The sequence below is a fragment of the Nonomuraea sp. NPDC001699 genome (genome assembly GCF_053596455.1).
This window is the reverse complement of the sequence record NZ_JBSFGF010000022.1, coordinates 48,998-66,381: the sequence shown is the minus strand read 5'-3', so window position 1 is coordinate 66,381 and position 17,384 is coordinate 48,998. Positions and strand designations below refer to the sequence as shown.

Annotated in this window: 19 protein-coding genes and 1 pseudogene; 12 read left to right on the top strand and 8 right to left on the bottom strand. The window is 71.8% G+C overall.

The genetic code is table 11. The features are described 5' to 3' along the window. Nucleotides 1-3: 3 nt before the first annotated feature. The 3 genes from ACWCSU_RS41480 to ACWCSU_RS41470 form a co-directional block, all read right to left on the bottom strand. Nucleotides 4-621: a DUF6461 domain-containing protein gene (locus ACWCSU_RS41480; RefSeq protein ID WP_364097111.1), complete on the bottom strand. Its 618-nt coding sequence runs from the start codon at nucleotides 619-621 to the stop codon at nucleotides 4-6. Between the two features lie 321 nt (nucleotides 622-942). Beyond that, a complete protein-coding gene (locus tag ACWCSU_RS41475) occupies nucleotides 943-1,242 on the bottom strand; it encodes a hypothetical protein (RefSeq protein WP_357707262.1) in 300 nt (99 codons plus the stop codon). Between the two features lie 115 nt (nucleotides 1,243-1,357). Beyond that, entirely contained in the window at nucleotides 1,358-1,486 is a 129-nt protein-coding gene (locus ACWCSU_RS41470; RefSeq protein ID WP_449942129.1) for an NUDIX domain-containing protein, read from the bottom strand. A 126-nt stretch (nucleotides 1,487-1,612) separates the two neighbouring features. Between ACWCSU_RS41470 and ACWCSU_RS41465 the strand changes: the two genes are divergently transcribed. The 4 genes from ACWCSU_RS41465 to ACWCSU_RS41450 all read left to right on the top strand — a co-directional run bounded on the left by ACWCSU_RS41465 (nucleotide 1,613) and on the right by ACWCSU_RS41450 (nucleotide 5,639). Next, nucleotides 1,613-2,116 carry a beta-class carbonic anhydrase gene (locus tag ACWCSU_RS41465; RefSeq protein ID WP_449942128.1) on the top strand — a complete coding sequence of 168 codons (504 nt, stop codon included), beginning with the start codon at nucleotides 1,613-1,615 and terminating at the stop codon, nucleotides 2,114-2,116. Between the two features lie 88 nt (nucleotides 2,117-2,204). Beyond that, complete coding sequence (locus ACWCSU_RS41460) at nucleotides 2,205-2,567, top strand: hypothetical protein (protein ID WP_449942127.1); 363 nt, start codon at nucleotides 2,205-2,207, stop codon at nucleotides 2,565-2,567. 89 nt (nucleotides 2,568-2,656) lie between these two features. Beyond that, nucleotides 2,657-4,216 carry a multicopper oxidase family protein gene (locus tag ACWCSU_RS41455; protein WP_449942126.1) on the top strand — a complete coding sequence of 520 codons (1,560 nt, stop codon included), beginning with the start codon at nucleotides 2,657-2,659 and terminating at the stop codon, nucleotides 4,214-4,216. 121 nt (nucleotides 4,217-4,337) lie between these two features. Further along, entirely contained in the window at nucleotides 4,338-5,639 is a 1,302-nt protein-coding gene (locus tag ACWCSU_RS41450) for an MFS transporter (protein WP_449942125.1), read from the top strand. A 72-nt stretch (nucleotides 5,640-5,711) separates the two neighbouring features. Here ACWCSU_RS41450 and ACWCSU_RS41445 read toward each other — a convergent pair whose 3' ends face one another. The 3 genes from ACWCSU_RS41445 to ACWCSU_RS41435 form a co-directional block, all read right to left on the bottom strand. After that, the gene (locus ACWCSU_RS41445) at nucleotides 5,712-5,900 is read right to left on the bottom strand and encodes an outer membrane protein assembly factor BamB family protein (protein ID WP_449942174.1); all 189 of its coding nucleotides are present in this window, start codon (nucleotides 5,898-5,900) and stop codon (nucleotides 5,712-5,714) included. Between the two features lie 291 nt (nucleotides 5,901-6,191). Continuing rightward, complete coding sequence (locus ACWCSU_RS41440; protein WP_449942124.1) at nucleotides 6,192-7,616, bottom strand: amidase; 1,425 nt, start codon at nucleotides 7,614-7,616, stop codon at nucleotides 6,192-6,194. A 380-nt stretch (nucleotides 7,617-7,996) separates the two neighbouring features. Then, on the bottom strand, nucleotides 7,997-9,466 hold the full coding sequence (locus ACWCSU_RS41435) for an SDR family oxidoreductase (protein ID WP_357707253.1): 1,470 nt from the start codon (nucleotides 9,464-9,466) through the stop codon (nucleotides 7,997-7,999). A gap of 157 nt (nucleotides 9,467-9,623) precedes the next feature. Between ACWCSU_RS41435 and ACWCSU_RS41430 the strand changes: the two genes are divergently transcribed. The 5 genes from ACWCSU_RS41430 to ACWCSU_RS41410 all read left to right on the top strand — a co-directional run bounded on the left by ACWCSU_RS41430 (nucleotide 9,624) and on the right by ACWCSU_RS41410 (nucleotide 13,886). Further along, entirely contained in the window at nucleotides 9,624-10,874 is a 1,251-nt protein-coding gene (locus ACWCSU_RS41430) for a cryptochrome/photolyase family protein (protein ID WP_397045065.1), read from the top strand. Nucleotides 10,875-10,970: 96 nt separating this feature from the next. Next, nucleotides 10,971-11,987 carry a helix-turn-helix domain-containing protein gene (locus tag ACWCSU_RS41425; RefSeq protein ID WP_449942123.1) on the top strand — a complete coding sequence of 339 codons (1,017 nt, stop codon included), beginning with the start codon at nucleotides 10,971-10,973 and terminating at the stop codon, nucleotides 11,985-11,987. Nucleotides 11,988-12,036: 49 nt separating this feature from the next. Further along, nucleotides 12,037-12,186 (top strand): hypothetical protein, encoded by a 150-nt coding sequence (locus ACWCSU_RS41420; RefSeq protein WP_449942122.1) that lies wholly within the window; start codon nucleotides 12,037-12,039, stop codon nucleotides 12,184-12,186. Nucleotides 12,187-12,221: 35 nt separating this feature from the next. Continuing rightward, a complete protein-coding gene (locus tag ACWCSU_RS41415; RefSeq protein ID WP_449942121.1) occupies nucleotides 12,222-13,082 on the top strand; it encodes a polysaccharide deacetylase family protein in 861 nt (286 codons plus the stop codon). A gap of 114 nt (nucleotides 13,083-13,196) precedes the next feature. Next, the gene (locus ACWCSU_RS41410; RefSeq protein WP_449942120.1) at nucleotides 13,197-13,886 is read left to right on the top strand and encodes a DUF4097 family beta strand repeat-containing protein; all 690 of its coding nucleotides are present in this window, start codon (nucleotides 13,197-13,199) and stop codon (nucleotides 13,884-13,886) included. A gap of 15 nt (nucleotides 13,887-13,901) precedes the next feature. On the opposite strand, the gene ACWCSU_RS41405 is transcribed toward ACWCSU_RS41410, so the two are convergent. Beyond that, nucleotides 13,902-14,870, bottom strand: a complete 969-nt coding sequence (locus tag ACWCSU_RS41405) for an AraC family transcriptional regulator (RefSeq protein ID WP_357707245.1) — start codon at nucleotides 14,868-14,870, stop codon at nucleotides 13,902-13,904. A gap of 71 nt (nucleotides 14,871-14,941) precedes the next feature. On the opposite strand from ACWCSU_RS41405, the gene ACWCSU_RS41400 reads away from it, so the two are divergent. The 3 genes and pseudogenes from ACWCSU_RS41400 to ACWCSU_RS41390 form a co-directional block, all read left to right on the top strand. After that, on the top strand, nucleotides 14,942-15,787 hold the full coding sequence (locus tag ACWCSU_RS41400; protein ID WP_449942119.1) for an SDR family oxidoreductase: 846 nt from the start codon (nucleotides 14,942-14,944) through the stop codon (nucleotides 15,785-15,787). Further along, complete coding sequence (locus ACWCSU_RS41395) at nucleotides 15,784-16,140, top strand: DUF4440 domain-containing protein (RefSeq protein ID WP_449942118.1); 357 nt, start codon at nucleotides 15,784-15,786, stop codon at nucleotides 16,138-16,140. The genes ACWCSU_RS41400 and ACWCSU_RS41395 overlap by 4 nt, the downstream gene beginning before the upstream one ends. Continuing rightward, nucleotides 16,118-16,747 (top strand): annotated as a pseudogene (locus tag ACWCSU_RS41390) (IS5 family transposase); the annotation flags it as partial. The gene ACWCSU_RS41395 and the pseudogene ACWCSU_RS41390, both read left to right, overlap by 23 nt. Here ACWCSU_RS41390 and ACWCSU_RS41385 read toward each other — a convergent pair. Then, complete coding sequence (locus ACWCSU_RS41385; RefSeq protein WP_449942117.1) at nucleotides 16,746-17,261, bottom strand: hypothetical protein; 516 nt, start codon at nucleotides 17,259-17,261, stop codon at nucleotides 16,746-16,748. The pseudogene ACWCSU_RS41390 and the gene ACWCSU_RS41385 overlap by 2 nt on opposite strands. Nucleotides 17,262-17,384: the final 123 nt, after the last annotated feature.

Sequence of the window (17,384 nt, the reverse complement as noted above, 5' to 3'; positions counted from 1 at the left end):
CCGTCAGGAGGCGGGCCTGATGCGCGAGTGCCGCGCCAGGAACCAGTCGGTGGCGATGTCGGTTTCCGTGACGCGCCCGATCAGCGCCAAGGCCGAACTGATGCTCTCCGGATCCTCCACGGGGTTGTCGCGGACGTCGTCATCGCTGATCTCGAAGCGCAGCCCGTCCATCAGACGATCGAGCGCGTGCGGGTCGTCGCCGGACCGCCTCCAGTCGTCGGGCGAGAGCGGGTCGAAGGAGACGACCATGCGGCCGTCGCGGGCGTATTCGAAATAGGCGTTGCCGGTGATGTCCATGCGGAGGCCGAGGGCCTGACGGCCGCCTTCGGTGACCGAGCACAGGAACTCGCCGTGACCGTGCGCCGGCACGACGCCGATCCAGCCGTTGACCTCGGCCACCCAGGTGGATCCGTCGTCGATGTTGTGGTCGAGGATCTCGCTCAGGTGGCACGGCGTCCGGGTGGCGAGGTCCAGATGGAAGGTCCGGGCGAGCGACCCGAGGTCCGCGCCCTGGACCCACATGGCGCTGAATCCCAGCGCCCACAGGTCCATCTCGGCGTCCAGCCCCTCGGTGAAGAGGGTCGCGACCAGAAGGTCGTGCAGGTAGGTCGGTGACCGCATGGCCGCCTCTCGAAGGAGGGGCATTCCGCGGGACGCCCCCAACCGCGTGTCCGGATCCTGATCATCCGGGCTCGCCGCACCAAGGACAAGCCCCACCCCGCCGGACGGGTCAGGCGGGGTGGGAAGACCTGGACCAGGCCCGCGTAGGGAGAGAACGCCGGCGCATACCAGCCCTGCTGCTCCTCACCATCGAGCCATCGGCTCCTTCGCGTCTCCCACACCCTCAGAACACTTCAAGCTTGAACCTGACGTCCACACGGCCCGCACTCGTCGAGAGCCGCAGGGCGGCCGCGATCGGCCGCCCGTACGGCCCTTGCCGGATCAGTTCACGGCGAGGAAGCTTCCGATGTTGCCCTGCTTGACGTCCCCGGGCTCCACGGGGTCGAAGACCTTGATCCGGCAGTTCGAGTCCGGGAAGACCAGGACGGTGCCCGCGGTGCGGTTCAACAGGCTGCTGCCGGGGCCGAAGCCGGGGTGGCACTGGTTGGGCTGAGGGTTGTCGATGATCCTGCTCTGACCGTCCGGCGAGAAGAGGCGCACGAAGCCGGGAGCGGCGGAGGCGGGGGCGGCGCAGGTGAGCGCCAGGACGACGGCGGCTGAGATGACGGGAATGGGTCGCATGGAAAGTCCTTTCGAGGGCGACCAGTTACATCACAGTATGCAGTTGAGCAAATACGGATTGTGACTGTCTCTGGCGACATAAGGGCCTGCCCACCGCCTTTACAACGTAGATTATTTACAGGCCGATGCGCCCATGCATGCCGATGCTTTCGCCCGGTTCGACCTTCCCGCCGGGCAGGGACCACGAGCGACGCGAGTCGGCGTCCTGGTCAAGGAGGAGGATCCGGCCGTCCTCGACGAGCACGCCGGTGACTCATACCCGCATCGCCCGGACGGTACCTCGGCAGTCGGGGGCTACACATCGCGACAATAACATGTACAGTCAGTAGGGAATGTGGACTACGTCGGCACGTCACAGGAGGACTCCCCCATGAGCGTCACCGACCAGCTGATCGCCAACTCCGAACGCTACGCCGCCGCCTTCGACGCCGGGGACCTGCCGCTGCCGCCCGCCCGAGGCGTGGCCGTGGTGGCCTGCATGGACGCCCGGCTCAACGTCTACGGCCTGCTCGGACTGCGCGAGGGCGACGCGCACGTGATCCGCAACGCGGGCGGCGTCGTCACCGCCGGCGAACGTCGCAGCCTGGCCATCAGCCAGCGCCTCCTGGGCACCCGCGAGGTCATCCTCATCCACCACACCGACTGCGGCATGCTGACGTTCACCGACGACGGCTTCAAGCACGACATCTACCAGGAGGTCGGCGTCAAGCCCGACTGGTCCGCCGAGGCGTTCCAGGACCTGGAGGCGGACGTGCGCCAGTCGGCCAGGCGCATCCAGGCCGACCCGTTCATCCCGCACAAGGACTCCGTCCGCGGGTTCGTCTACGACGTCACCACGGGCCGGCTGAGCGAGGTCAAGCTGGACGCCGCGTAAATGACCCAACGGGCGCTTACCGCCATCATATACCAGGCAGGGGTATCGTGAGGGTGTGACTTCGGGGCGGAAGGGTCGGCCGGCGGGATTGCTCCCACCGGTGCTGCTGGCCGTGCTCATCGCCCTGGGCCTGGCCGCGATGCACACCCTCGGCCACGTCGGGGGCCAGAACCAGCCCCTGCCCGTCTCCGCCGGTGCCGTCCAAGCCCACGACGTCCCGTCTTCGATGCCCGACCACGGCGGAGCCCCGGGCGGCGGTCACGACACCGCCCCCATCTGCCTGGCCATCGCGGCCGGGCTCATCGCGCTCGCCTTACCGTTGCTCCATGTGGCGGGCCTGCTCACCTCGTCGTCCGGCGGTCTCGCCCGCCTGGGGTGGCGCGTCGCCCGCCGGCTGCGCGGGCCGCCTGACGCTCTCGTACTGAGACGAACCGTCGTCCTGCGGACCTGAGTCGCGGACCGGATCGCCGTGGCGTTCGCGCCCCGGCCGGATCCGGCCGCGTCCATCCGTGAGCACGACTTCTCAGCGAGGCATCAACCATGCAGATCGATCGACGTACCATGCTGCGGGCCACCGGGCTCGGCATTCTGGGCAGCGCTCTCACCGCGTGCGCCGGTGAACCCGCCACCACCGGGCCGGCGTTCGTCACCCCCGCCGGCGAGCAGGTCCGGCAGGCGGAGCGGGCGCGCCGCACGGGCGCGGTCCGCGACTTCCGCCTGACCGCCGCCGAGAGCCAGGTGGACCTCGGCGGCGTCACCGTGCGCACCTGGGCGTACGACGGCAAGATCCCGGGCGCGCCCATCCGGGTCCAGGCCGGCGAGGTGGTCCGCGCCCGCCTGACCAACCGGCTCCCCCAGGACACCAGCATCCACTGGCACGGCCTGGCGCTGACCAACGAGGCCGACGGCGTGCCCGGCGTCACCCAGCAGCCCGTCGCCGCCGGAGCCGAGTACGTCTACGAGTTCGCCGCCCCCGACCCCGGCACCTACTGGTTCCACCCGCACTCCGGAACCCAGCTGGACCGGGGCCTGTACTCCCCGCTGATCGTCGAGGACCCCCGGGAGCCGCTCGGCTACGACGCCGAATGGGTCGTGGTCCTCGACGACTGGCTGGACGGCGTCACCGGGACGCCGGAGGAGGTCCTGGCCGAGCTGTCCCGAGGCATGAGCATGGGCATGAACCACGGCGCCGCCACCCCTACCGGCGGCATGGGCGACATGCCGGGAATGAACCACGGCGCCACCTCCGCTCCCTCCTCGGGCCCGGCCAAGCACATGCTCATGGGCGCGACGAGCCCACTGCTCGGCGGGGACGCCGGCGACGTGCGCTACCCGCACTTCCTGCTCAACGGCCGTATCCCCGCCGCCGCCGAGACCTTCCGCGCCAAGCCGGGAACGCGGTTGCGCGTCCGCGTCATCAACGCCGGAGGCGACACCGCCTTCCGGGTGGCCCTGGCCGGACACCGGCTGACCGTCACCCACACCGACGGCTTCCCCGTCCGGCACGCCGAGACCGACGCGCTGCTGATCGGCATGGGCGAGCGCTACGACGTGCTGGTCACCCTCAAGGACGGCGTCTTCCCGCTGGTCGCCCTGGCCGAGGGCAAGAACGCCGTGGCCCGCGGCCTGATCCGGACCAGCGCCGGCGCCTCCGCCCCCAAAGCCGACCTGCGCCCCCGCGAACTGGACGGCGTCGTCGTCCGCCATTCCGAGCTCCGCCCGGCCGAGGCCGTGCGGCTGGCGGCCAAGAACCCCGACCGCGTCGTCAGGCTGGAGCTGACCGGCACCATGATGGCCTACGACTGGGCGATCAACGGCAAGAAGTACGACCCGAAGATCATCTCCCCGGTGCGGCCGGGCGAACGCGTGCGGCTGTCGTTCGTGAACCGGACCACCATGTGGCACCCCATGCACCTGCACGGCCACACCTTCGCCCTGGCGGACGGCGGCGTTCGCAAGGACACCGTGATCGTCCTGCCCGGCAGCACGCTCGACGTCGATTTCGACGCCGGCAACCCGGGGCTCTGGATGATCCACTGCCACAACATCTACCACGCCGAATCAGGCATGATGACCCTTCTCGGCTACCAGCAGACCTGATCGCCGACCGCCCTTCGACGGAATCCGGGAATACCCCCAGAGGGTATGGCGCTTACAGCGGCGCAAGGCCCGCCGGGGGCACGAACCCCCGGCGGGCGGCCCTCCACGCAGGGAGCGCGCTATGAGAAAGCTGCCATTGGCGATCTGGGCGATGGTCGTCGGAGCGTTCGCGATGGGCGCCGACGAGTTCATCGTCGCCGGTGTCGTCCGTGAGATCGCCCAGTCGTTGAACGTCACGATCGGGGCCGTCGGCGCGCTGGAGAGCGTCTACGCGCTCGGGGTCGCGATCGGCGCGCCGGTGTTCACGGCTCTGGGCACCAGGTTCGGCCGGCGGTCGATGCTCCTGACCACCACGGGCGTGTTCCTCCTGGGCAACCTGGTCTCCGCCCTCGGCCCCGCCTACGCCACCATCATGGCCGGACGGATCATCTCCGCCATGGCCCACGGCGCCTTCCTGGGCATCGCCGCCGTGTACGCCGCCGAACTGGTCGACCCGTCGCGGAAGGGACGCGCGGTGGCCATCGTCTTCTCCGGGCTGACGGCCTCCACGGTGCTCGGCGCGCCGATCGGGGCGGCGATCGGACTGGCGCTCGGCTGGCGGTTCACGTTCTGGACTTTGGTGGTCTTCGGCGGCATCGCACTGCTCGGCCTGATCGGCTCGCTGGGCCGCCGCGGCACGGCGGACGTCCAGCACGAACACCACCACGACCCCCGGCCCGGCGCCGAGTTCGAAGGGCTCGACGCGCACGCGCTGGCTCACCTGGGCGGCGCCGGCCAGGGGCCGACCATGCGCGAGCAACTCGCGGCCCTGCGCCGTCCGGCCGTGTGGGGCGCGCTGGTCACCACGATGCTCGGCTACGGAGGCGTCTTCACCAGCTACGTCTACCTCGCGCCGCAGATCACCGAGGTGACCGGGTTCGAGGCCGGCTGGGTCACGCCGCTGCTCCTGCTGTTCGGGATCGGGCTCTTCCTCGGCAACCACCTCGGGGGCAAGCTCGCGGACAGGGCGCTCATGCCCACCGTGATCGCGACCCTCGGCGCGCTGGCCGTCGCGTTGTTCGCGATGACCTTCGCCGTCGAGAGCAGGCCGGCGACGGTCGTGATGATGCTGGTCTTCGGGACCGCGGCCTTCGCCGTGGTCGCCCCGCTGCAACTGCGGGTCATGACGGCCGCGGGCCGGGCCCCGGACGTGGCGTCCGCCGCCAACATCTCCGCCTTCACCCTGGGCAGCGCCATCGGCATCTACCTGGGCGGGGCGGCCATCGACGGCGGGCTCGGCCTGAGCTCGGTCAACTGGGTCGGCGGCCTCCTCACCACGGCCGGACTGCTGACCGCCCTGGCCACCTGGAGGAGGGCGGACCAGCGGCCCGCCGTGCCGGCGGACCACCATCACCACGCGCCGCCCGCCGCCCACCACCACTGACGCGACGATCCGAAGACCTCCCCGCACGGGGAGGTCTTCCTGCTTTCGGGACGGACCTCGCGGCCAGGCGCTTCACGGGCGCACGGCGAGCTCGGCCGGGCTCGGCCCGGGACGTCCGTCCGTGGCGCGCAGTGCGTACAGGTCGCCGTTGGAACTGCCGACACAGACGAGGCCGCCGGCCACGACCGGCCGGGTCTGGAAGCGTCCGCCGCTCTGGAAGCGCCAGCGAGGAACGCCGGTGGCCGCGTCCAGCGCGTGCAGTACGCCGTTCTCCGTTCAGGTCGTTCATGAGGTCTGCTCCGTCGTGGGGCGGTGCTGCCGAGGGCGAGCGGGCGGCGTACGGCATGCGCGCCCGCCCGTCCGAGGGCCTGCTCCGCGGCGTCGTCCACGTCGGGAAGCGCGCCCACCTTCGCGTACGCCTTGTAGCGGTGTATCTCGGCGCGCTGGTGCCGGCGGATGAAGTTCGTCGCGAAGCCGTACAACCAGGGCAGGGCCTCCGGACGGGGGCGGCCACGCCGAGCCGCCCTCGCCCACGGCCTCAGAGCGTCCGGGTCACCCCGGCAGGCGGCCCGCGAAGACCGGCGGAACCCTGTCCCGCCAGGGCATCGCCCGTTCCAGGTGCGCGGCGACCTGGAAGAGCAGGTCCTCGCGCCCGTACGCGGCGGCGAGCTGCACGCCGATGGGCAGGCCGCCCGCGCTCTGCCCCAGCGGCAGGCTGATCGCCGGCTGCCCGGTGGTGTTGAACAACTGCGTGAACGGCCCGAACCCGGACAACGTCTCCAGCCATCCCCGCAACGTCTGACCGGGATCGTCGTATCGCAGCGTGCCGTGCGGCAGCGGGAGGCGGCCCAGGGTGGGCGTGACGAGCAGGTCGTATCCGGTGAAGAAGGCCGCCGCCGACCGGGTGATCCGGTTCTGGGCGTCGAAGGCGGCCAGCATGTCCAGCGCGGTGGCCCGTCTGGCCGCCTCCAGGAACACGCGCGAGCCGGCTTCCATCCTGGCCTCGTCGGGCTGCCGTGGCGCGAGCAGGCAGGCGGAGGCGACCCCGGCGGCCTCGATCAGCCACGCCCTCATGGCGTCCTCCCGGTCGACCGCCGGGCTCGCCTCCTCGACGACGTGCCCGGCCCGCTCCAGCGCGTGGGCCGTCGCGGTCGCCGCCGCGGCGACCTCCGGGTCCACGTCCGTGCCCATCCAGGACGTGGTGGTCAGGGCGATCCGCAACCGGCCCGGGTCCGTCACGAGCTCCCGCGCGTACGGGCCGCGTGGAGGGGGCGCGGTGTACTTGTCGCCGATCCCCGGCCCGTGGACCGCGTCCAGCAGGCCGGCGGCGTCGCGGACCGTGCGCGTGAGCACGAACTCGTCGGCCATGCCCAGGACCAGCTCACCGGCCTCCGGGCCGCACGGGCCGCGTCCACGGCTCAGCTTGAGCCCGACCAGCCCGCAGCAGGCGGCCGGGATCCGGGTGGAGCCGGCGCCGTCGCAGGCGTGCGCGACCGGCACGGCCCCGGCCGCCACCAGTGCCGCCGCGCCGCCGCTCGACCCGCCCGCGGTGCGGCCGAGGTCCCAGGGGTTGCGTACGGGCCCGTAGCGCACGGGCTCGGTGGTGAAGCTGACGCACAGCTCGGGCACCGTGGTCAGGCCCAGCGTGACCAGGCCGGCGGCGCGGAACCGCGTCATCAGGTCGGTGTCGCGCCTGGCCAGGACGCCGGGATAGGCCCGGCTTCCCAGCGTGAACGGCACTCCTTCGGCCACCGGCCCGTGATCCTTGATGAGGAACGGCACCCCCGTGAAGGGCCCGTCGGCGGCGTGGTCGAGCGCCGGCGTGAACACCGGCAGCGCCAGCCCGTTGACGTGCTCGTCAACCTGCGCCAGCGCCTGGCGGGCGGCCGTCTCGACGTCGGCCGCGCCGGCCTCGCCCGTCCTGATCAGGTCGCGGAGGGCGGTGGCGTCGTACCTGGCGTACTCATGGATGTCCATGGAAAGTCCTTCTCCGGGCGCGCTCGGGCGCCCGCACGTCGATCGTCTGAGGGAAGAGTCAGGGGGTTGCCGACAAGGGGGTGACGGCTCCTGGGCCGCCCCCTGCCGGTGATCGACGTGTTCCTAGGCTCGGTACATCACCGGCCATGCTCGCAGTCGCCGTCCCGGAGGTCCACCGGGTTTCCGCCGGACCAGACGCGGGTCTTCCGGCCCGTACGCCGCGACGGCGAACTACACAGGGCGACTGGCTGCTGACAGGCTGGAGGCAGCGCCGTCCGCTGTCGTTCTTCCTCGACGGCCTGCGGGCCGAAGCCGCGCGTCCCCTTCCCGGCGAGCACCATCGTTCCTGAGCCCCGCGCGTTCCCACGGCCGGGCCGGCGTCAGGACGGGGATCGCTCGCCGCGGCGGGCCGCGGCGGCCACGTTGACCGGCATCCGGCCGAAGATCAGGCCGTGGAAGGGCGAGATCGCCCACCAGTACAGATGGCCGAGCAGGCCGTGCGGATGGAAGACGGCACGCTGGGTGTAGATCGTCCGGTCGCCGGAGCGCGTGACGCCGAGCTCCAGCCAGGCCAGTCCGGGCAGCCGCATCTCGGCGCGCAGCCGCAGCAGCCGTCCGGGAAGCACCTCCTCCACCCGCCAGAAGTCGATCGAGTCGCCCACCCGCAGCCGGGCCGGGTCGCGCCGGCCGCGCCGCAGCCCCACCCCGCCCACCAGCCGGTCGGCCAGGCCCCGCAACTGCCAGGCCACCGGCAGCGAGTACCAGCCGTTGTGGCCGCCGATGCCCTCGATCACCCGCCACAACGCCTCCGGGCTCGCCTGCACGGGCAGGCTGCGATCGTCCACGAACAGGCTGCCGCCCGCCCAGTCGGGATCGGTGGGCAGCGGATCGCTCGGCGCGCCCGGCGTGGACGCCGAGGACCAGCGCGTGGCGACGTCGGCCTCCTTGATCTTCTTCAGCGCCAGCGACACCGCCTGACGGAAGCCGATCAGCCCGCCCTCGGGGTCGGGCACGTGGCGTGCGATGTCGTGCTCACCGCACACGGCCTCGTTGCGCAGCGACTCCACCAGCGGACGGGCGATGCTCACGGGGACCGGCGTGACCAGCCCCACCCACAGGCTCGACAGCCGGGGGGTGAGCAGCGGCACCGGAATGATCAACCTCGGCGGCAGCCCGGCGACCGCGGCATAGCCGTGCATCATGTCGGCATAGGTGAGGACGTCCGGCCCGCCGATGTCGAACCCCCGGTTGACCGTCCCCGGCGCATCCGCCCACGCGACCAGATAGCGCAGCACGTCCCGCACCGCGATCGGCTGCGTACGGCTGCGCACCCAGCGCGGCGTCGTCATCACCGGCAGCCGCTCGGTCAGGTGGCGAAGCATCTCGAACGAGGCCGACCCCGACCCGATGATCACAGCGGCCCGCAGCACCACCGCCGGCACCGCGCCCCGCAGGAAGATCTCCCCCACCTCGGCCCGGGACGACAGGTGCGGCGAAAGCCGCTCGTCCGCCGTCAACCCGCCCAGATAGACGATCCGCCGCACGCCCGCCTCGGCCGCCGCCGTCGCGAACGTGCGCGCCGCCAGCCGGTCCCGCTCGGCGAACCGGCCACTCGTCCCCATCGCGTGGATCAGGTAGTACGCGACCTCCACCCCGTCCAGCGCCAGGCGCGTACGCTCGGCGTCCGTGGCGTCGGCCTCGACCGCCTCGACCTGTTCCGCCCAGGGCAGGTCGCGCAGGCGTCCGGCCGAGCGCACCATGCAGCGCACGTCATGACCGGCGGCCAGCAGCTCAGGCGCCAGCCGTCCGCCGATGTAACCCGTCGCCCCGGTGACCAGGCACAATGCCATGCCCACGCACCTTCCCCGTCCCCCACGCCTCATGCTCGGGACGGCGGGGGCGATCCGTGCCCGGCGCGGCTGCTTGCCTCGTCCCGGAGGCGTCGGTCACGCTCCGCAGGCGTGCGGGCGCGGTCCGCGGGCATCTCTCGTCGCGAAGGAGCCATCGGTGGACACGGTGATCGTCCTGTTCAACAGGGACCTGCGGGTGCACGACCATCCGGCCCTGACGGCCGCCTGCGAGGGCGCCCGCGCCGTGCTCCCCCTGTTCGTGCTGGACGACGCCGTCCCCGCCGGGCGCCGCCGCGGCTTCCTGCTGGAGTGCCTGGCCGACCTGCGGGCGTCCTTGCGGGCACGCGGTGGAGACCTGATCGTCCGGCACGGCGACGTCGTGACCGAGACCATGAAGCTCGTCCAGGAAACCGGAGCCGAGGCGGTCTTCGCCAGTGCCGACGTCAGCCTGCTGGCCGGGCGCAGGCAGGACCGGTTGGCCCGCGAACGGATCTCGTACCAGCTCTTCCCCGGGGTCACGGTGGTGCCGCCCGGCGCGCTCACCCCGTCCGGGGGCGGGGATCATTACCGGGTCTTCACGCCGTACTGGCGCGCCTGGAGCCGGCACCGGAACCGTCCCCTGCTCGCGGCGCCTCGCCAGGTGCCGACGCCCCACGACCTCGGCGCCGGGCGGCTGCCGGTCCAGGCCCGGCCGGAACCCGTGCCCGGCGGCGAGAGCGCCGCCCGCGACCGTGCCCGGCGGTGGATCCGTCGTGACCTGGGGGGATACGCCGACGGCCACGACGACCTGGCCGGTGACCGTACGTCCCGGCTGAGCCCGTACCTGAGGTTCGGCTGCCTGTCCCCGCTGGAACTGGCCCACCTGGCCGCAGGCGGCGAGGCGTTCCTCCGCCAGTTGTGCTGGCGCGACTTCTACCACCAGGTCACGTACGCCTTCCCGCGGATCAACCGGGACGACTACCGCCCCCGCGGCCACCGCTGGCGCGACGACGAGGACGCGCTGCAGTCCTGGCGGGAGGGCATGACCGGGCTCCCCATCGTGGACGCCGGCATGCGCCAGCTCCTCGCCGAGGGCTGGATGCACAACCGGGCCCGCCTCATCGTGGCCTCCTACCTGGTCAAGATCCTCGGGATCGACTGGCGGGCCGGCGCCCGGCACTTCTTCGAGCTCCTCCTCGACGGCGACGTGGCCAACAACTCGGGCAACTGGCAGTGGATCGCCGGCACCGGCAACGACACGCGCCCCAACCGTGGCTTCAACCCGCTGCGCCAGGCCCAGCGATTCGACCCGGCGGGCGACTACGTACGCCGTTACGTCCCCGAGCTGGCCGGCGTGCCCGCCGCCCACGTCCATCAGCCGTGGCGGCTGGACGCTCCCCCGAGCGGCTACCCCCGTCCGATGCTCTGACCGTTCGCTGGACTTTCCGCCCGAAATGGCCCCTGACGAGCGAGTTATTGACGTCTGAGCGATATCGTGATCATGCGCTGATCGTCGGGAGGCAGCATGACGGGGATGGAGCACACCTGCCCCCCGCACATCACGAGGTTGATCCTGCTCGCGGGCGGGGCCGCCGGGCTCGACCGGAGCAGGCTGACGCGCGTCCCCGGGCTGGCCGTGGCGGGTGAGGACGGCATCCGCCTGCCGTCCGCCTCGCTCGTACGGATCTGGCAGGAATGGGAGACGGCGTTGCGCGAGCGCGGCGGCGGCACGCTGCCGTGGGAGTTGTGGCAGCCCGGTTCGCTGGGGGTGTGGGACTACCTCTTCTCCACCGCCGACACCCTCGTCGACGCCTTCCGCGAGGGCGACCGGCACGCCGCCGCGATCACCGATCCGGCGGAGTCGTTCACCGTCACCGTCGACGGGGCCGGGCGGCTGACGGTCGACTTTCGCGGCGTCTTCGCCGGTCACCCGGTGTTTCCGATCATTTCCGAGTTCGCCACCGGGCTGATCCTGATCTCGGCGCGCTCCGCCGCCGGACGACCGTTGACCCCGGTGCGCGTGACGCTGCCCGGCGCGGCGCCGCGCCGCCACGACTACCTGATGGAGGCGTACGGCACGACGCATTTGGAGTTCGGCGCCGAGCTCCCTTCGGTCACCTTCTCCGCGGCCGACGCGCGCGCTCCCCTGCCGCGGGCGGACCCGGCCCTCGCCACGATCCTGCGCGACCACGCGCGCACCACGCTGGCCGGCGCCCGGCCGGTGCTGGGCTGGCTGGACCGGTTCCGCGTGGAGGTCGAGCTGAGCCTGCCCGACGGAGACCTCCCCGCCGTCGCCCACCGGCTGCGCATGGCGCCGCGCACCTTGCAGCGCCGTCTGCGCGAGGAGGGCACGAGCTGGCGCGAGGAGATCGAGCGGGTACGTCGCCAATGGGTGGAGCACCTGCTGCAGAACACCCGCATGACGGTGGAGTCGATCGCCGCGCGCACCGGCTACGCCGACCAGCGGGCGCTGCGCCGGGCGATCCATCGCTGGTACGGCCACGGCCCCGCGGCACTCAGGCGGGATATGTCCCCTTCCTGACGCCTTCGGTCCTCCTGCTGGACCTGGCGTGATCCGTACGGTCACCGGCATGAAGGTTCGCACCGAGCAGAAGGCCGGACGCCGGCAGTGGTTCGGGCTGGCCGTCCTGTTGCCGCCGACCATGCTGCTCACCGCGGCTCTGGATTGCGCGGCGCGCACCCCTGGCGAGGCGCGGGAAGCGAACATGGCCGCCTCATGACCGGCCCACGAATCCCATCAGAACGAGGAAGAACCATGGAGAACGCACTGTACGCCTACGACCCGATCGTCGACCGGCCGCCCATCCGCTGGCCCGGGGACGCCAGGGTGGCCTTCTACGTCGGCCTGAACGTCGAGCACTTCCTGTTCGGCCGGCCGTCGACGAGCCTGAACGAGGCCACCTCGGCCCTGGTGCCCGACCCGCTGAACCACGGCTGGCGCGACTACGGCCCCCGGGTGGGTTTCTGGCGGGTGACGGAATGCCTGGACCGCCACGGCGTCCGGGCCAGCGTCCTGCTCAACTCGTCCGTGTGTGACCACTACCCGCAGATCATCCAGGCCGGTACGGCCCGCGACTGGGCGTGGGTGGCACACGGGCGGACCAACTCGGTCCTGCCGTCCGGCATGTCCGAGGACGAGGAACGCGCCGAACTGGCCGCGATGGTCGCCACGATCGAAAAGGCAACCGGCCGCCGGCCGCACGGCTGGATGGGCCCGGCGCTCAACGAGACCCTCCGGACCCCCGCCCTGCTGGCCGAGCTCGGCCTGAGCTACGTGCTCGACTGGACCTGCGACGACCAGCCGTTCCGGTTGAACGTGCCCGGGATGCTGAGCGTGCCGTACTCGGTGGAGGTCAACGACCTCGGCCTGTTCACTGCGCACGGGATGACAGGGCCGGACTTCCTGCAACTGGTGAAGGACCAGTTCGACCAGCTTTATGCGGACTCGGCCACGAGCGGGCGGGTCATGGCGCTGGCCCTGCACCCGTTCGTGATCGGCCAGGCCTTCCGCGCCAAGTACCTCGACCAGGCGCTGGCCTACATCGCCGGGCACCCCGGCGTGTGGCTGACCACCAGTGACGAGATCGCCGCCCACTACGCGAGCGGGGCGTCATGAGCGCAGGCAGGCGGGGGCGCGGCGGTGCTGGGACGGGTGGTCGGGCGCTCCTCCATGCCCATTGGGGGGTGTACCTCACTGTGCCGCGCTCCCCGGTCCAGCAGGATCGTCGGTATGAGGGCGACGGGGACGGCGGGCGGCCTGGTTCTGGCCGCGCTGGTACTGACCGGATGCGGGCTGCAGGGCATCACGAAGGCGGCCAACCAGGAGCAGGTCACCTACAAAGTGACGGAGAAGGTGGCCGGTCTCTCCCTGGTCGGCGGGGCGGGGGAGGTCAGGGTCAGCGAGACGTCCGGCGCCGCGGTCCGGGTCGTGGAGACCCACCGCTGGTCGGCCGGACGTCCGGTCGCCGAGCACGAGGTGGAAGGTGACATGCTCACCATGAGCTACGACTGTTCGGCGGCCACGGACAACTGCTCGGTCGACTACGTGATCGAGGTGCCGGAGGGGCTGCGGGTGGAGGTCGAGACCGGCTCGGGGGGTGTCGACCTGCGCGGGCTCGGCGGTCCGCTGAAGGTGAAGGTCGGCTCGGGCGACGTCTCGGCGACCGGGCTCACCGGCAGGGAGTTCACGGGGCAGACGGGCTCGGGGGACATCGCACTGACGTTCGCGAGCGCGCCGGACAAGGTCGGCGTGACGTCCGGCTCGGGGCACGCCAAGCTGACGCTTCCGGCGGAGCCGTACGACGTCGAGACCAGCACGAAATCCGGGGACACGAACGTCACGGTGACCGACGATCCGGGCGCGTCCCGGAAGATCGTGGCCACGTCCGGGTCGGGCGACATCGAGGTCCTGCGCGGCTGACCGGGCCGGCGGGCGCTACCTCGGGTCGCGCGTCACGTCCGTCGTCCCGAGTGCGGTGTGCCGAGCCGAGCGGCGGCGGTAGTCGCCGGGGGTGGTCCCGTACTGCTGGCGGAAGGCCAGGTGGAAGCCGACCGTCGAGTGGTAGCCGACGCGCTCGCCGATGCGGCTGTGGGCGAGCGTGGTCTCGCTCAGCAGGCGTGCGGCCTCCTGCATGCGGCGGGCGGTCAGGTGCCGGATCGGCGCCTCGCCGACCAGTTCGCGGAAGGTCGCCGCGAACGCCGAGCGCGACATCCCGGCCTGGGCCGCCAGCGACTCCACCGTCCAGGGCTCGGCGAACCTCGTCTGCACGGCGTGCAGCGCCGTCCCGATCGCCGGGTGGCGCAACGCCCGCAGGACCGGCGAGCCCTCGGCCAGCTCGCCCACGGCGGCCCGCAACGCCAGGACGAAGACCAGCTCGAAGGCGCGCAGGGCGACCAGCGTCGCGCCGGGTTCGGCCAGGTCCCACTCGCCGGCCAGCCGTCCGAGGGTGCCGCCGAGCAGCCCGTGACCTTCCAGCGCGGCCCGGTCGAGCACCAGGACGGGCGGCAGCGCCCGGTAGATCGGCGAGATGGCGGCCCGGTCGTAGTGGAGCCCGCCGCACAGCAGGACGGTCCGCTCGCCGGGCCCGCCCAGCTCGACGGTGCTCACGCCGCCCTGCGGCCGCTCGGGCAGCACGGCCGCGAGCGGCACGGCGGGACGCCCCGGCCGGTCGCCCAGCCGGTGGGCGCTGCCGTGCGGGAAGACGGCCAGGTCCCCGGCGCGCAGCAGGACGGGCTCGGCGCCGGGCAGTTCGACGGCACAGGTGCCCTCGTGCACGTAGTGCAGCAGCGCGCAGTCCTCGCTCTCGCCCGCGACGCCCCAGGGCGAGCCAGCCTGCCAGCGGCTGTGGAAGACGCCCTCCAGCCGCAGCGGGGCCAGCAGAGCGCTCAGCAGGTCACCATCCACCGGACGATCCTTAAATAACCCGATATTTCGCTTTATCGAGCGTATCGCCGATTGGGTGAAGGCTGTCCGGCATGACCTTTCTTGTGATCGGCGCTGCAGGCGCCCAGGGCGGCGCGGTCGCGCGGCGGCTCGTCGCCGAGGGACACACAGTGCGCGGCCTGACCAGGAGCGGCCGAGTTCCGCACGGGGTGGAGCCGGTCACCGGCGACCTCGGCGACGCCGAGGCGGTGAAGGCGGCCTTCGCCGGGGTGACGCACGCCTCGGTGACGCTCCCCATGGTCTACGAGCCGGACACGGTGGCCGCCCACGTCCATCATGTGCGCGACGCCGCGCTGGCGGCCGGGGTGCGGCGGCTGGTGTTCAACACCGCCAACCGGTTGCCCGAGGCCACCACGCAGGTGGCGGCCTTCGAGACGCGCCGGTGGGCGGTGCGGGCGCTGCGGTCGGCCGGGCTGCCGGTCGTGGTGTTGTGCCCGCCGGTCTACCTGGACAACCTGGCCGCGCCGTGGGTGGCGGGTCCGCTGGCGGCCGAGGGCGTGCTGCGCTACCCGCTGCCCGCCGACCTGCCGGTGCCCTGGCTTTCGCACGACGACCTGGCGGCCGCCACGCACGCCGCGCTCGTGCGTGACGATCTGGAGGGAGCCGTGCTCAGGCTCGGCGGGCCCGACGTGGTGACCGGCGACGAGCTGGCGGCCGTCTTCGGCGCCCGATACGCCGCGCAGGATCCGGACGAGTTCGAGGCGGGCCTGACGATGGCGCTGGGCGCGCCGACGGCCGCCGTGGTGGCGGCCACCTACCGCTGGGCCGCCGCCGACCGCGACCTGTTCGCGGCCGACCCCGCGGTGGCCGATCTGCTGGGCCTCCGGCTGACGCCGCTGCGCACCTGGATCGCCGCCCAACCCTGGGCGACCCGGTGAACGGCGTCGAGGCGGAGATCGTCCGCCACCACGAGGTCATCGAACGCTGGCTCACCGGTGCCGCCGCGCGGGAGGAGTTCGCCCGCTTCGCCGACGCCCACGCCCCCGGCTTCACGCTCATCACCCCCGACGGCCGGACGCTCCCCCGCGACCAGGTCCTCGCCGAGGTCGAGGCACTTCATGGCAGGGCACCCGGGCTGACCATCGAGATCCGCCACGTACGGATCGTCGCCACCGACGGCGCCCTCGCGGTGGCCACCTACCAGGAGGTCCAGCCGGATCGGACCCGGCAGTCCACGGCGGTCCTCCAGGCCGCCACGTGGTTGCACCTGCACGAGACCTGGCTCCCGTGACGGCATCGGTGACGGCACGCTCCTCCACGTGCTGCGTTTCGGCTGTTCCTATGAGGCGATCGCGGATGCGACGTGCTCGGCCACGACGATCCGCAGCCGTCGTGACGAGTGGATACGTCTGGGTGTCTTCGCGCAGTTCAAGCGGATCGCGCTGGAGTCCTACGACCGGATCGTCGGCCTGGTCCTCGACCGGATTGCTGTGGACGGCTGCATCACCAAGGCGCCTGGTGGTGGTGAGGTGGCGGGGCGTTTCCCGGTCGACCGCGGCAAGCAGGGCTTGCAGCGTTCCGGGATGACGGACGGTTACGGCATTCCGCTGGGCCGTGTCCTGGCCGGAGCGAACCGTCACGACTCCCCGCTGCTCGCCGCGACCCTGGACCCGCTGGACGACCTCCGGCCCCTGCCCGACGACATCACCGTGCACCTGGACGCCGGCCACGACTCCGACAAGACCCGCGCCCTGCTTGCCGAACGTGGCCTGGACGGCCGGATCGCGCACAAGGGCGAGAAGGCATCGGTCCAGGCAAGCGACAGGTGGCATGTGGAGCGTACCCATGCCTGGCAGAACGCCTTCCAGCGCCTCGCCCGATGGCGCGTCGAGCGGCTCATTGCTCGTCGTCGAGGCCCTCAACGTCGACAGGCTGCCTTCCGTTGAACGTCACGAGGATTCCGTAGGGGTCCGCCAGCCGGAGCCTGCTCTCCGTGAAACGGATTGCCCAGGTTTGGTCGGCCCACACGGTTGCTTCGGGACCTGCCAGGGGCAACTCCGGAAGGTCGAGCCAGCTCAGTTCCTCAGTTGTGAGTTCGAAGTGCGATTCCCGGAGTCGGGTGCGGCAGTACTCCAAAGCTTGGTCGACGAAGACATCGAAGTGGCTCACGACGTCGTGAGCGAAATGGAGGGTGGCCTCTTCCGGCGGGGCGGCTGGCTCGATCACCAGACTCATCCCGGTCTCGACCGCGCCTGTCGGCTCCGGGAAGTAACCGGTCCAGCAGGCCAGCGATGGAGGGCTCTCCATCCTTCTCAACACAACCCCGGCGATACGCACAGTCGCGGGCAGGTTCGCGTCAACGCCAGGCTCTTCAGCGCCCGAGCTTCTCGTCGGTGCGCCGTTGCCGGTCATCGGCTCAGCATAGGTCAAGCCTGGTCACGATGATGATCGACAGCCGAGGCACGTAGCCACTTGCGCCCTCCGCCCCAAGCCCTATTCCGCGCGGTCTGTAAGTGCTCAGTACGGCCGGGGCGA

Bases quoted from the DNA above. Each gene is read 5' to 3' on its own strand.
- ACWCSU_RS41480 (WP_364097111.1), bottom strand. From the start codon at position 621: ATGCGGTCACCGACCTACCTGCACGACCTTCTGGTCGCGACCCTCTTC.
- ACWCSU_RS41475 (WP_357707262.1), bottom strand. From the start codon at position 1,242: ATGCGACCCATTCCCGTCATCTCAGCCGCCGTCGTCCTGGCGCTCACC.
- ACWCSU_RS41465 (WP_449942128.1), top strand. From the start codon at position 1,613: ATGAGCGTCACCGACCAGCTGATCGCCAACTCCGAACGCTACGCCGCC.
- ACWCSU_RS41455 (WP_449942126.1), top strand. From the start codon at position 2,657: ATGCAGATCGATCGACGTACCATGCTGCGGGCCACCGGGCTCGGCATT.
- ACWCSU_RS41450 (WP_449942125.1), top strand. From the start codon at position 4,338: ATGAGAAAGCTGCCATTGGCGATCTGGGCGATGGTCGTCGGAGCGTTC.
- ACWCSU_RS41440 (WP_449942124.1), bottom strand. From the start codon at position 7,616: ATGGACATCCATGAGTACGCCAGGTACGACGCCACCGCCCTCCGCGAC.
- ACWCSU_RS41435 (WP_357707253.1), bottom strand. From the start codon at position 9,466: ATGGCATTGTGCCTGGTCACCGGGGCGACGGGTTACATCGGCGGACGG.
- ACWCSU_RS41425 (WP_449942123.1), top strand. From the start codon at position 10,971: ATGACGGGGATGGAGCACACCTGCCCCCCGCACATCACGAGGTTGATC.
- ACWCSU_RS41420 (WP_449942122.1), top strand. From the start codon at position 12,037: ATGAAGGTTCGCACCGAGCAGAAGGCCGGACGCCGGCAGTGGTTCGGG.
- ACWCSU_RS41415 (WP_449942121.1), top strand. From the start codon at position 12,222: ATGGAGAACGCACTGTACGCCTACGACCCGATCGTCGACCGGCCGCCC.
- ACWCSU_RS41410 (WP_449942120.1), top strand. From the start codon at position 13,197: ATGAGGGCGACGGGGACGGCGGGCGGCCTGGTTCTGGCCGCGCTGGTA.
- ACWCSU_RS41400 (WP_449942119.1), top strand. From the start codon at position 14,942: ATGACCTTTCTTGTGATCGGCGCTGCAGGCGCCCAGGGCGGCGCGGTC.
- ACWCSU_RS41385 (WP_449942117.1), bottom strand. From the start codon at position 17,261: ATGACCGGCAACGGCGCACCGACGAGAAGCTCGGGCGCTGAAGAGCCT.